General features: G+C 63.6%; 13 protein-coding genes. 6 read left to right on the top strand and 7 right to left on the bottom strand.

What is annotated here, in order from left to right; translation table 11 throughout:
- Nucleotides 1-44: 44 nt before the first annotated feature.
- The 3 genes from J1M86_RS21015 to J1M86_RS21005 are packed head-to-tail and all read left to right on the top strand — an operon-like array spanning nucleotide 45 to nucleotide 2,400.
- Nucleotides 45-950 (top strand): ABC transporter ATP-binding protein, encoded by a 906-nt coding sequence (locus J1M86_RS21015; protein WP_206511232.1) that lies wholly within the window; start codon nucleotides 45-47, stop codon nucleotides 948-950.
- Nucleotides 947-1,690: an ABC transporter permease gene (locus J1M86_RS21010; protein ID WP_206511231.1), complete on the top strand. Its 744-nt coding sequence runs from the start codon at nucleotides 947-949 to the stop codon at nucleotides 1,688-1,690. The genes J1M86_RS21015 and J1M86_RS21010 overlap by 4 nt, the downstream gene beginning before the upstream one ends.
- A complete protein-coding gene (locus J1M86_RS21005) occupies nucleotides 1,687-2,400 on the top strand; it encodes a hypothetical protein (protein ID WP_206511230.1) in 714 nt (237 codons plus the stop codon). The genes J1M86_RS21010 and J1M86_RS21005 overlap by 4 nt, the downstream gene beginning before the upstream one ends.
- On the opposite strand, the gene J1M86_RS21000 is transcribed toward J1M86_RS21005, so the two are convergent.
- From J1M86_RS21000 to hisN, 7 genes are all read right to left on the bottom strand, one after another.
- Entirely contained in the window at nucleotides 2,401-2,592 is a 192-nt protein-coding gene (locus tag J1M86_RS21000) for a hypothetical protein (RefSeq protein ID WP_206511367.1), read from the bottom strand.
- A gap of 39 nt (nucleotides 2,593-2,631) precedes the next feature.
- Nucleotides 2,632-4,230 (bottom strand): acyl-CoA synthetase, encoded by a 1,599-nt coding sequence (locus J1M86_RS20995; RefSeq protein WP_206511358.1) that lies wholly within the window; start codon nucleotides 4,228-4,230, stop codon nucleotides 2,632-2,634.
- 184 nt (nucleotides 4,231-4,414) lie between these two features.
- Nucleotides 4,415-5,668 (bottom strand): RNA polymerase sigma factor, encoded by a 1,254-nt coding sequence (locus J1M86_RS20990; RefSeq protein ID WP_206511229.1) that lies wholly within the window; start codon nucleotides 5,666-5,668, stop codon nucleotides 4,415-4,417.
- Between the two features lie 50 nt (nucleotides 5,669-5,718).
- A complete protein-coding gene (locus tag J1M86_RS20985; protein WP_206511228.1) occupies nucleotides 5,719-6,054 on the bottom strand; it encodes a YciI family protein in 336 nt (111 codons plus the stop codon).
- A gap of 162 nt (nucleotides 6,055-6,216) precedes the next feature.
- The gene (locus J1M86_RS20980) at nucleotides 6,217-7,437 is read right to left on the bottom strand and encodes an acyl-CoA dehydrogenase family protein (RefSeq protein ID WP_206511227.1); all 1,221 of its coding nucleotides are present in this window, start codon (nucleotides 7,435-7,437) and stop codon (nucleotides 6,217-6,219) included.
- A gap of 46 nt (nucleotides 7,438-7,483) precedes the next feature.
- Nucleotides 7,484-8,890 carry an acyl-CoA dehydrogenase family protein gene (locus J1M86_RS20975; RefSeq protein ID WP_075840176.1) on the bottom strand — a complete coding sequence of 469 codons (1,407 nt, stop codon included), beginning with the start codon at nucleotides 8,888-8,890 and terminating at the stop codon, nucleotides 7,484-7,486.
- A 135-nt stretch (nucleotides 8,891-9,025) separates the two neighbouring features.
- Entirely contained in the window at nucleotides 9,026-9,814 is a 789-nt protein-coding gene (gene hisN, locus J1M86_RS20970; RefSeq protein WP_307786703.1) for a histidinol-phosphatase, read from the bottom strand.
- Nucleotides 9,815-9,914: 100 nt separating this feature from the next.
- Here hisN and prfB point away from each other — a divergent pair, with 100 nt between their 5' ends.
- From prfB to J1M86_RS20955, 3 genes are read left to right on the top strand one after another with little or no spacing between them, the layout of a single operon-like run.
- Nucleotides 9,915-11,027: a peptide chain release factor 2 gene (gene prfB, locus J1M86_RS20965; protein WP_206511225.1), complete on the top strand. Its 1,113-nt coding sequence runs from the start codon at nucleotides 9,915-9,917 to the stop codon at nucleotides 11,025-11,027.
- A 7-nt stretch (nucleotides 11,028-11,034) separates the two neighbouring features.
- Nucleotides 11,035-11,952, top strand: a complete 918-nt coding sequence (locus J1M86_RS20960; protein WP_075840175.1) for a mechanosensitive ion channel family protein — start codon at nucleotides 11,035-11,037, stop codon at nucleotides 11,950-11,952.
- Nucleotides 11,949-12,380: a hypothetical protein gene (locus J1M86_RS20955; RefSeq protein WP_075840174.1), complete on the top strand. Its 432-nt coding sequence runs from the start codon at nucleotides 11,949-11,951 to the stop codon at nucleotides 12,378-12,380. Before J1M86_RS20960 ends, J1M86_RS20955 begins: the two co-directional genes overlap by 4 nt.
- The last annotated feature ends 43 nt before the right edge of the window (nucleotides 12,381-12,423 follow it).

Genomic DNA, 12,423 nt, shown 5'->3' with positions numbered 1-12,423 from the left:
TGTACGCGGAGGAGTTGTTGCGTGATCACCGTTCAGGCGGCAGGATGCGTTCCGTCAGTGGCGTGTGCCGCAGAAACGGGAGCGATGTGATCAAGGCCGAGGGACTGACGTACACCTACCCCGGAGCAGCGGAGCCCACGGTGCGCGAACTGTCTTTCACGGTCGAACCCGGCGAGATATTCGGATTCCTCGGGCCGAGCGGCGCGGGGAAGAGCACTGTGCAGAAGATTCTCACCGGGCAATTGGCGCCGTTCGAGGGTTCCGCTGAAGTATTCGGTCGACCACTTGTCAAACCCGGGCGCGAATACTACGAGGACATCGGTGTGGGATTCGAGCTGCCGAACCTGTTCACGAAGCTCACCGCCCAGGAGAACCTGAGGTTCTTCGCGTCGTTCTATCGCAGATCTGCCGACCCGGCGTCGTTGCTTGCGCAGGTCGGACTGACCGACCATGCGGAGCGGCGAGTTGCGGACTACTCCAAGGGTATGAAGATGCGGCTGTGCTTCGTCCGCGCCCTACTGCACGATCCTCCGGTGCTCTTCCTCGACGAACCGACCAGTGGACTTGATCCGGTCAACGCCAGGCTGATCAAGGACATGGTGCAGGAACAACAGCGCCGAGGTAAGACGGTCTTCCTCACCACGCACAACATGCACGACGCCGACGAACTCTGCGACAGAGTGGCGTTCTTCGTCGACGGTCAGATCGAGCGGATCGGGTCTCCGGCACAGCTACGTGCCGATCACGGCAGACGCAGGGTGGTCCTGGAATACCGTCGGAGCGACCCGGCTTCACCGGAGGTCGAGGTAGCGGAGTTCGACCTGGATGGCCTCGCCGAGAACCTCGACTTCCACACTGTGCTGCGCGACCACGACGTGCTGTCGATGCATTCGACTGAGCAGAGCCTCGAGGACGTGTTCATCGAAGCCACCGGGCGGAAGCTGACATGAGCACAGCCCTACCCGCTTCGCTGCCCCGTGTCGGCGACAGTCTGCGGGTCCTATATCGATCCGTGGGCTGGGACCTGCGGCTGCAGTCGAGATACCAGATCGTCACGGTGTCCTTGGTGGTGACGGCCGCCTACGGTCTTGTGCTGCGACTGCTCCCGGATTCATGGCTGCGCGACGCGACGATCCTGCTGGTACTGGCGGACCCGACCATGATCGGGTTCTTGTTCGTCGGTGCCCTGGTGTTGTTCGAGCGCGATGCCGGTATCACTGCGGCCGTGGCTGTCTCGCCGTCTTCGCCCGCGCTCTACGTGTGGTCGAAAGCGGTTTCCTTGACGACTGTTTCGGTGGTCTGCGCCGTGGCGCTGACTGTCGCGGGACATGGCATGAACTTTCGGATGGTGCCACTGTTGGGCGGGGTGGTGCTCACTTCGCTGATGTTCGTATTCATCGGAATCGTCGCGGTGGTCAGGGTTCGGTCGGTCAACGGCTACCTGTTGATCGTGCCCGTGTTCCTCGTTCCGATGTATCTACCATTGCTGGGATCGGCGGGCTTCGCGCAGTCACCGCTGTATTACCTGTTGCCGACACAGGGGTCGTTGCTGCTGATTGCGCGTGCACTGGAGTCCCGCCCGGCATGGGAAGCGCTGTACGGAGTGACCATTCTGGGCCTCTGGCTGATCGCCTCCTGCTATGCCGCAACCCGCTCGTACGAATCGCACGTTCGAGGAAGGAGGTCATGACCGTCGCGCTGACGGTGTGGGCCAACGACCTCCGCAACATCGTTCGCGATCGGACGGTCGGCGTGCTCCTGCTCGTCCCCTTCATTCTTGTGGCAGTTCTGCGTTTCGGTCTGCCGCTGCTCGAGCAGCGATGGACTGCGCTCGACGGTCACGACCAGCTGGTGCTGGGCCTGTTCTGCATCGTGGTCGGCCTGTTCCCAGCGTTCATGGCCTCGTTCATCATGCTCGACGAGCGAGATCAGGGCTTGTACCCCGTGTTTCGGATACTCCCAGTCGGCTTCGGCGCGCTCGTTCGCTACCGGCTTGCCGCCGTAACCGTGCTGGGCGTGGTCGGTTCGCTTGTGCTGTTGGTCGGTGCGGGAATCGGGGAGTACTCGGTCTTCGGCACTGCAGTGCTGGCTGCTGTGTGCGCGGCCGGGGGACCCGCGGCGATGTTCGTCGCGGTGTCACTGTCGGGCAACAAGATCGAATGTCTGACAGTCTTCAAGGTACTGTTCGTGCTCTCCGCTCTGGGGATCACCGGTGCGCTCGGCGAGCTGCACGGTTGGAATGCTGCGTGGGCGGTCCTGCCCACGTACTGGGTCTTTCGTGCCTTCGGCGCCGCCGCAGGTGCCACCACATCGATTGCCGCCAACGCGGCGGTCGCGATGGTGGTCTACCTATGTATAGCTGTCATCGCCTACCGGCGACTGCGTCGACTGCTCACCTAGTCACACCGCCGGTTCGGTGCCCGTATCGGTAGCGTCGTCGTCGGTCGCGTCACCGTCGGTGGTTTCGCCGTCATCGGTTTCGTGGGCGGTGAGGTCGACGGTGTCGACGCCTTCGAGCGCCGTCAGTTCTTGCTCGGCCTCGGCGAACACCCCTCGTACTCTGTCCTTCAGCTTTTTCGCCCAATCCAACATTGTGGTGTTCTCCTCCGCTTCGACGTGTACCTCACTTCTCTACCAGGTCGTCTCGGGGCGCGGGTCGGCGGCGCTGGTCTCGTCGTATTCGGCGAGAACTTGCCGCAACAGCTTGCCGGTGGCATTGCGGGGGAGCTCGTCGAGGAAGACGACCTCCCTCGGAACCTTGTACCTGGCGAGATGAGACCTGACGTACGCCTTGAGCGAATCGGCGTCGTGCGGAGAACCTTTCATCGGCACCACGAAGGCCCTCAAGCGGTGCCCGAACTCCACGTCCGGGACACCGACGACTGCCGCCTCGGCGACGGATGGATGGTCGGCGAGCAGGTTCTCCACCTCGAGCGGATACACGTTCTCGCCACCCGAGACGATCATGTCGTCGTCGCGGCCATCGACGAAGAGCAGGCCGTCGTCGTCGAAATGCCCGACGTCCCCGGTGGAGACCAAGCCTGCGATTCGTTCCTTGTCGCGCCCGTCGGTGTAACCGGAGAAACTGAGTCCGCTGGAGACGAAAATTCTGCCGACGCTTCCGGCGGTGGTCACCGGATTTCCGTCGTTGTCGAACAATTCGACATGGCACGTCACCGGGGGTCTCCCCGCGGTGCCCGGTGCGCGCGCCAGATCTTCCGGAGTGGCCACCGTCGCGACGGCCACCTCCGTCGATCCGTACAGATTGTGCAGAACCGGACCGAATGTGTCTGCCGTTCGTCGACTCAGGTCGGGACTGATCGATGAACCCGCGGCGAAGATGATGTGCAGACACGAGGTGTCCTGCGATGCCAAGAATGCAGGGTCCAGGTCGACGATTCGCTGCAACATTGTCGGCACCAGTACAAGTGAGTCGGCTCGATGACTCGCGACGAGACGAATGGTGTTCTGCGGATCGAACTTTCGGTGCATTACAACGGTGTTTTGCAGGGCCAGCGCCAGTGCGAACTGCGATACCCCCGTGCCGTGGAAAATCGGTGCGGCCATCACCATGGTCTGCTCTCGACGCAGTGGCACTCTATCGAGGAACTGGGCCGACGCCAGCGGTGACGTACGGTCCCGCGGAGCGCCTTTCGGGGTTCCAGTGGTGCCGCTGGTGAGCAACACGAATCCGCCGTGGTGCTGTGGAGCGGGAACCGGACCGATCGAATTGCCCGCTACGACGCTGTCCAGAGTGGGCACATCGCTCGGCACTTCCGACCATGCGATGTAGCGGGCTACCTCGGGCGCCAGCGCCGCCGCCACCTCGCTGAACTCCTCGTCGTAGACGAACGACCGGACCTGTTCTCGGCTGGCGACATCGGCTAGTTGCGGGGGAGCGAATCCGGTGTTCATCATCACCAGCCGGATGCCGGCCTTCGCTGCCGCGAGCATTGTGAGCACTGTGCCGCGGTGATTGCGCGCCATGATTCCCATGACCGAGTCGGCACCGATGCCCGCCTGCTTCCACCCTCGCACCAGAGCGTTGGACTGCTCCTCGAGTTCCACATACGACAGCGGCCCTCGTTCGTCTATCAGCGCGATCGATTGGACTCCCGCACGGGCATGAGCGTGGACTGGACCTGCGAACGGGCCGTACTTCCCGACGGCGCGTATCGATGCGACGCCGCGATCCAGCCGCGGAAACGGCACCAGCCCTGCGCGATTCATCACGCGAACGGCGCCGACACCGTCGACGATGTGAGCCAAGGTGCGGTGGCGTGCGAGGTTCTGCTTCACCGACAAGATCGTCCCCCTCGGGATCGATTAGAAAACTGTGCCGACGCGTGCCGCATCGCCGGGCCGATTTCGATCCTAATGCGCGGACCGATCGGGCGGGCTGCTTCCATCAAGGTCAGGACCTCTCGGCATCAGCCTCTGCGTCGGCGGCACGTCGCCGGTAGTAATCTCGCTCCGGATCCGATCCGGCGAGACCGGCGGCTGTCCGAAAGTCCTGCGCTGCCTCCGCGCTGCGTCCCATTCGTCGGAGCAGATCGCCGCGAGCGACGAAGTACGGGTGATATCCCCGCAGCATTGGGTCGTCCGCCATGGACGCAAGCAGCGACAGCCCGGCTTCAGGTCCGTCACGCATAGCGATGGCGACCGATCGGCCGAGGGAGACGATCGGCGATGGCGACAGCGCTTCCAGCACGCCGTAGAGTGCGACGATCTGGGGCCAGTCCGTTTCCTCGGGCGTGTCGGCCTCGTCGTGCAGTGCTGCAATGGCGGCGTGTACTCCGTAGGGGCCTTGCGCGCCACCGGTCAACGATTCGACAACGAGCGCATTGCCCTCTGCGATCATCTCGTGATCCCACAGTGCGCGATCCTGGTCGGCCAGCAACCGGAGATCCCCGTCGACGCCGACTCGTGCCGCGTGACGTGCGTGCGTCAGCAGCATCAGTGCCAGCAGCCCCGACGTCTCCCGATGAGTCGGAAGCAGAGCGCGCAGCACCCGTCCCAGTCGGATCGCCTCTTCTGCGAGATCTCGGCGGACCAGGTCGCTGCCGGACGATGCCGCATATCCCTCGGTGAAGATCGAATACACGACCTGGAGTACGCCCGGCAGTCGCTGCGGAAGCTCGTCGGGATCCGGTGCCCGGAAGGGGATTCTCGCCTCCCGGATCTTCCTTTTGGCACGCGAGATTCGCTGTCCTGCAGTCGCCGGCGATATCACGAACGCGCGTGCGACCTCCGGCGTCGTCAGCTGTGCCAGACAACGCAGCGTGATGGCGACTCGGTCGTCGGCGTCCAGTGCAGGATGGGCACACGTGAAGAACAGGTGCAGGCGTTCGTCCGGGAACTGCGATCCTGTGGCATCGCTGGATGCCGCAGGATCGGCTCGATCCTGCTCGACTTGCAGCACTGCGAGTTTCGCAGCGTAAGCCTGGTCACGGCGGAGTCGATCGACGGCCCGCCGCCGGGCTGTGGTGAGCAGCCAGGCGCCGGGTTTGGTCGGGACACCCTCGGTAGGCCAGTGCTTCAGCGCCGCCTCGATGGCCTCGGAGGTCACCTCCTCGGCGAAGTCGAGATCACCGTAGCGCCGAACCAGAGTCGCCAGCAGGAGACCATGTTCCTCTCGGAACACCTGTTCCAGTGAGGTCGGTGTCATTCGGGATGGCCCGTTCCATCAGAAGTCGGCGTGGTCAGAAGTCGGCGTCGTCAGAACTCGGCGATGGGCCGGACCACCACTGACCCACCCCCGCGAGAGCCGGGGCATCGCGCGGCCCAGTCGAGCGCGGCGTCGAGATCGGGAACGTCGATGACCTCGAAACCTCCGAGTACCTCGCGTGTCTCGGCCAACGGACCGTCGGTGATGCTTCGCTGCCCGTCGGCATCGACCGCAACGCTGGTGGCCGTGGTGAGGTCGGCGAGCGCGTGCCCGCTCACCCAGACACCGGCATCCTTCATTTCCGCACCGAACCGCACCCAGTCCTCGACCACGCACCCGTTGTCGAAGTCGGCACTCGGTGCATTGATCAGCAGCATGTATTTCATGTTGGCTCCTCGTCTCGCTCATGGGTTGTCTTACATGATGACGACGAACGGGAACCGACGTTTTCGACAGACTGGCAGAAATAGTTCGAGGAGCACGAAAACCCGTGGTCGGATGTTACGACCACGGGTTCACGCTGATGCTCGTTCAGATCGAGCCGAATACTATTTCAGTTCGGCCGAGGTCTTACCCAGGACGCGACGAGCAACGATGAGCTGCTGGATCTGCTGAGTACCTTCGAAGATGTCGAGGATCTTGGAGTCACGGCTCCACTTTTCGAGCAGAAGGCGTTCGGAGTACCCGTAGCTGCCGGCGAGCTCGACGGCCTTGAGTGTTATGTCGGTGGCCGATCGGCCGGCCTTGGCCTTGGCCATGGACGCCTGCAGCGAGTTGGGTTCCTTGTTGTCGGCCATCCACGCCGCACGAAGCGCCAACAGGTGTGCTGCTTCCCAGTCTGCTTCCAGACGCAGGAACTCGGCGGCGGCGGCGTGCTGGTTGTATGCGGGCGCCGTGTAAGAGATTTGCACACCGGCCTCGTCGAGGATCGACCGCAACTCTTCCAGTGCAGCACGCGCTACACCGATTGCCATACCGGCCACCAGCGGACGGGTGTTGTCGAACGTCTGCATGACGCCGGCGAACCCCTTTTCGGCGTTCACCTCCGCGCTGCCCAGCAGGTTGTCCTTCGGGATTCGGCAGTCTTCGAGCAGGAGCGTAGCGGTGTCGGAGGCCTTGATGCCGAGTTTGTGTTCCAGGCGCGCCACCGACAGTCCAGGGGCATCGCGCGGAACCACGAAAGACTTGATTGCGGCGCGACCAAGGGACTTGTCCACGCTGGCCCAAACCACGACGTGGGTCGAACGTTCACCGGCGGTAACAAAGATCTTCTCGCCGTTGAGGACCCACTCGTCGCCGTCGAGAACGGCTGTGGTGGTGACAGCCGCGGAGTCGGAGCCGAAGCTCGGCTCCGTGATGGCCATGGATGCCCACACCTTGCCGAAACGATCGAGCTGCTCGTCGGTGGACACTGCCGCGATGGCAGAGTTGCCGAGACCCTGGTACGGAATCGACAGGGTCAGACCGACATCGCCCCAGCACGTCTCGATGACGTTGACCAGAGCGGACATGTTGCCGCCGTTGGCATTGGCGGTTTTGCTAGGTTTGGCGCTTTCACTGTCCTTTTCGCGGCCACCGGCTGCGCCACCGATCTCACCGCCGGCATCGGACATTCCCTCGACCATCGAGGCCATGGTGTCGAGCTCGACCGGGTACTCATGCTCGGCGAGGTCGTACTTACGCGAGATTGGGCGAAAAATTTCGGCCGCTACCTGGTGAGCCTGATTCGCCTGCGCCCTGAGCTTCTTGGGTAATTCGAGATTGATCATCGTTTGTGTCCTTGGTTCGACTTCTCGACTGTGATGTGGGCGCGAATCAGATGAGGACGATGCCCTCGGCGACACCGACGGCACGGAGGTCGCGGTACCAGCGCTCTACGGGATGTTCCTTGGTGAAGCCGTGTCCTCCGAGTAACTGGACACCATCCGATCCGATCTGCATGCCCTTCTCCGACGCGAGACGTCGCGCGAGCGCGGCCTCACGGGTAAAGGACAGACCTTGCTCCGCCCGCGAGGCGCCACGGAGGGTCACCAGGCGCAGACCGTCGAGTTCGATTGCAATGTTCGCGACCATGAACGCCACTGCCTGACGGTTGCTGATCGGCTCGCCGAATGCCTCGCGGTCGTTGACGTACGGAATCACGTAGTCGAGCACAGCTTGGCTGGTGCCGACTGCAAGGGCCGACCAGCCGAGGCGAGCAAGGCTGATGGCGTCCGTGTAGTCCAGGGCGCGCTGGTCGGCGTCGCCGTCGCCGAGAAGTGCCGATTCGGGAACGGCGACATCGGTGAGGACGAGACGGCCGAGTCCTGCCGCGCGCAGACCCATGCTCGGGTCGGCCTCGACGACGAGACCCTTGGTGTCGGACTCGACGATGAAGAACGCCGGACGACCCTCGAGTTCGGCCGCGACGATGAACAGCTCGGAGCTACTCGCTGCCGGCACGACGCTCTTGACGCCGTTGAGCTTGAAGCCGCTGGGTGATCGGACTGCCTTCGTCTGCAGCGCGAACGGGTCGAACAGTGCGCGAGGCTCGTTGACGACGACCGCAGCGCCTGGGACCTTCTCGCCGACGAATGCCGGAAGGTAAGTCTTCTGCTGCGCGTCGGAACCCCATTGCGTCAGGGCGACGGCAACCCCGCTCGGCGCGAGGATCGGCAGTGCCAGTCCCATGTCGCCGTGGGCGAGTGCCTCGGCCACGAGGGCGTTGGTGACGGCTCCGCGTTCGCTGGCAGCACCGTCGAGTTCCTCGGGCACGTTGATGAACGTGATTCCGAGTTCGGCCGACCGGCGAACCAGGTCTTCCGGCGTGGATGCTGCGGCATCGGCGTCGTGGGCTGCCGGGCGGATGATCTCCTCGGCGAATTCCTTGACGGTTTCGACGATCATGCGCTGTTCGTCGTCCGGTGTCAGGTCGAAGTAATCGAGATGCTTGACCGCTGCATCGTCGAGCCGCTTCGGCTTGCCGCCCCCGGTCACCTTCGAGAACGTGCGCGTTGCTGCGCCCAGGGTCTTGAACCCTGTCTTGGTGCTCTCGTAGGTCACCCGGTCGACTGTCTGCCGGAAGTTGTACTTCTCGGCTAGTTCGGATCCGGTGATGGCCGTGAGAACGCGCATGGCGGTGCCCATGGCATCGCGCTTGAACGGATTGAGGCCAACCGCGGATGTGTCGCGAGGCGCAGTGCGCTTCGTGTCGATCACATTGTCTTGCTTGCTCATGATCACCAGCTGTTTCTCGGTGTCGGTCTCGGACCCGATCGATCTTACTCCGGAGTAAGTTAGCTGTCTACTCCCGAGTAAGGTCCGTACGCGGCTCCGCCGCATGTGCGCGGAAATGCATAGCGGGGCACGTATTTCCGCTCACAAGCGGCGAAGCCGCTCCAAGACCTGCTCGTGCAGCAAGCCGTTGGTCGCCACCGCGCTCCCGCCGTGCGGTCCCGCTTCGCCCTCGAGTGAGGTGAACGCGCCGCCGGCTTCTCGGACCAGCACGTCCAGCGGTGCCAGATCCCACAGAGACACCTCGGGTTCGGCGGCGATGTCGAGGGTGCCCTCCGCGAGTAAGCAGTACGAGAAGAAGTCGCCGTAGCCTCGCACTCGCCAGACCTCGTCGGTCAGGTCCACGAATCGATCCCGGATACCGCGCTCCTTCCAACCCGAGAGGCTCGCGAAACTCAGGCTCGATGCCGAGAGTTCGCGGACCGACGATGTCGAGATCGATCGGGGAGCGCCGCCCCCGTGGGAGGTCCATGCACCTGTCGACTCCGCGGCCCACCAGCGCCGGTCGAGGGCAGGCGCGCTGATGACGCCGACCACTGGAATACCGTCGTCGAGCAGCGCGACGAGAGTTGCCCAGATCGGGACGCCGCGGACGAAGTTCTTGGTGCCGTCGATGGGGTCGAGCACCCATTGGCGACCGCTGAGCACGACGTCGCCGCCGAATTCTTCACCGAGAACTGCGTCCGAGGGTCTTTCTGCGGCGAGAACTGACCGAATCTTCTCCTCGACCGCGAGATCGGCGTCGGACACGGGCGTCAGGTCGGGTTTGTCGTCGACTTTCAGATCCAGCGCGAGAAATCGACTCCGCGTGATCGCGTCGGCGTGGTCGGCAATGGCGAGTGCGAGCTGCAGGTCGGCAGTACGGTCGGTCACGCCCGCAAGACTAGGCGCCGGCAAATGACCAGGCGCCCGCAGGACCAGGTGATCGACTGCGGTGAATCCGACGACGCCGATGCCGGTAACCTTGTCTCTTGTGCATCCTGACGTATCCGCAGACCTGAACGAACTCGACATCACCCTCACCACCATCGAGTCGGTGCTCGACGTCGAAGAGCTGCGTCGTCGAATCGACGAGCTCGAACATCAGGCGGCGTCGCCGGATCTGTGGAACGACCAGGAACATGCGCAGCAGGTCACCAGTCAGCTCTCGCACTCGCAGGCCGAACTGCGGCGTGTCGAAGAACTTCGGCAGCGTCTCGAGGACATGCCGGTGCTCTACGAACTCGCCGAGGGGGAGGAGGGTGACGCCGCTGACTCTGCTCTGGCCGACGCCGATGCAGAGCGGGCGTCCCTGCGCGTGGACATCGCTGCGGCGGAGGTGCGGACATTGTTGTCCGGTGAGTACGACCAGCGCGACGCCCTGGTGAACATACGTTCCGGTGCCGGGGGCATCGACGCCGCGGACTGGGCCGAGATGCTCATGCGTATGTACATCCGCTGGGCTGAGAAGCACGGCTACAGCGTCGAGGTCTACGACACCTCCTACGCTGAGGAAGCCGGCATCAAGAGCGCCACCTTCGCCGTCAAGGCTCCCTATACGTACGGCACATTGTCGGTAGAACAGGGCACCCACAGGCTGGTGCGAATCAGCCCGTTCGACAATCAGGGGCGTCGCCAAACCTCGTTCGCCGAGGTCGAGGTGCTACCGGTGGTCGAGACGACCGACCACATCGACATTCCCGAAGGTGACATCCGCGTCGACGTCTACCGTTCGAGCGGCCCAGGTGGCCAGTCGGTCAACACCACCGACTCCGCCGTCCGGCTCACCCATATTCCGACAGGCATCGTCGTGACGTGTCAGAACGAGAAGTCGCAGCTGCAGAACAAGGTTTCCGCAATGCGCGTTCTGCAGGCGAAACTGCTCGAGGTCAAGCGCAAGGAAGAGCGCGCCGAGATGGATGCGCTCAAGGGCGACGGTGGCAGCTCGTGGGGCAATCAGATGCGCTCGTACGTGCTGCATCCGTATCAGATGGTCAAAGATCTGCGGACGGAGTTCGAGGTCAACAATCCCTCGACCGTGCTCGATGGCGACATCGACGGTTTCCTCGAAGCCGGAATTCGCTGGCGCATGCGCGGGGACGAGTAGCCCGCCCATGACGATGGCACTGAACTTGGGTTTCTCCGGAGACCTCGGGAACTGGCTCCGCGGCAGTGGCCTCGAGATCGTGCTGTACATCCTCGGCGGCATGCTCATCGCGCGTTTCATCAGCTATATCGGTGAGAAGATCACCACCCGAATCGACAACAACTACCAGCACAGTGACGCGCTCGTGCGGACCGAAGCAGCCAAACACCGCCATGCGCTGGCCCAGGTGATCACCTGGGTTGCCGTCACCATCATCTACGTCCTCGTCACAATCGAAGTGCTGCGCAGATTCGGTTTCTCTGCGAGCGGCCTCGTAGCCCCCGCAGCCGTGCTCGGCGCCGCTCTGGGCTTCGGCGCGCAACGAGTGGTGCAGGACATCCTCGCCGGATTCTTCATCATCACCGAACGCCAGTACGGATTCGGAGACGTCGTTCACATCGCAGTGCTCGGATCGGCCGAGGACGCGGAGGGCACCGTCGAGGACGTCACGCTGCGTGTCACCCGGGTTCGAAGTGCCAACGGCGAAGTCATCACCGTCCCCAACGGTCAGATCGTCAAGTCCATCAACCTGTCCAAGGATTGGGCGCGCGCCGTCGTCGACGTGCCGGTCCTGGCGACGACCGACCTGAATCGGGTCAACGAGATTCTCAAGGGCATCGGCCACGACGCGTTCAACGACGCCAAGCTACGTCCGCTACTGCTCGACGAGCCGACAGTCATGGGTGTCGAAAGTATCGAGGTCGACCAGGTCAACGTGCGCATAGTCGCGCGAACGCTCCCGGGCAAGCAGTTCGAGGTCGGCAGCAGTTTGCGTGTCCGGATAGCCGCTGCGCTGCAGCCCGAGGGCATCTCCGTCAGCCCCGGCGTGTCCACAGCACCGCCCACCCCTGATTCCGCATCGGGTGAAGGGCGGACACCGCTGTGAGCGAACGCGAATCGGTCGAACACGAATCCGACCCCGATCGGCCTGAACGCAGGTGGATGATCCCCGCCCGCATTCGCGGCAGGATCCGAACCTCCACCGTCGCGCTCGGAATCTGCTTTGTCCTCACAGCCCTCCTCTACGGCCAGGTGCGACCTGATCCGCCGGGGACAGTGAGCCCGACCCCGGAGACGACCGCTCCCGAAGATGTTCGAACGCCGGAATCCGTGATTACACAGACGCCACTGTCGGTGACCCCGTCGGTAGAGGAGAGTCCGGACGCAGGTACCGAGTCCGGTGAGTCCGGGTTCTCGCCGACCGAGAGTGGCACCGTCCCCTCGGAAGAACCGACACTGCTGCCCGGCGTACCGATTCCCCCGCAGCTGCGCTCGGTGATACCGACCCCACCCAGCGCCGCCGCGACTTCGTAGAACGATTCTGCGACACACCCGCATGCAGGCCGGCCATCGGTCG

This window comes from Rhodococcus sp. KRD197, from assembly GCF_017168235.1.
Taxonomy (GTDB): domain Bacteria; phylum Actinomycetota; class Actinomycetes; order Mycobacteriales; family Mycobacteriaceae; genus Rhodococcoides.
The sequence above is the reverse complement of the archived record's forward strand: the minus strand, read 5'-3'. Positions and strand labels throughout refer to the sequence as shown.

Bases quoted from the DNA above. Each gene is read 5' to 3' on its own strand.
- J1M86_RS20980 (WP_206511227.1), bottom strand. From the start codon at position 7,437: ATGATCAATCTCGAATTACCCAAGAAGCTCAGGGCGCAGGCGAATCAG.
- J1M86_RS20995 (WP_206511358.1), bottom strand. From the start codon at position 4,230: ATGAATCGCGCAGGGCTGGTGCCGTTTCCGCGGCTGGATCGCGGCGTC.
- J1M86_RS20985 (WP_206511228.1), bottom strand. From the start codon at position 6,054: ATGAAATACATGCTGCTGATCAATGCACCGAGTGCCGACTTCGACAAC.
- J1M86_RS21000 (WP_206511367.1), bottom strand. From the start codon at position 2,592: ATGTTGGATTGGGCGAAAAAGCTGAAGGACAGAGTACGAGGGGTGTTC.
- J1M86_RS21005 (WP_206511230.1), top strand. From the start codon at position 1,687: ATGACCGTCGCGCTGACGGTGTGGGCCAACGACCTCCGCAACATCGTT.
- J1M86_RS21010 (WP_206511231.1), top strand. From the start codon at position 947: ATGAGCACAGCCCTACCCGCTTCGCTGCCCCGTGTCGGCGACAGTCTG.
- J1M86_RS21015 (WP_206511232.1), top strand. From the start codon at position 45: ATGCGTTCCGTCAGTGGCGTGTGCCGCAGAAACGGGAGCGATGTGATC.
- J1M86_RS20960 (WP_075840175.1), top strand. From the start codon at position 11,035: ATGACGATGGCACTGAACTTGGGTTTCTCCGGAGACCTCGGGAACTGG.
- J1M86_RS20990 (WP_206511229.1), bottom strand. From the start codon at position 5,668: ATGACACCGACCTCACTGGAACAGGTGTTCCGAGAGGAACATGGTCTC.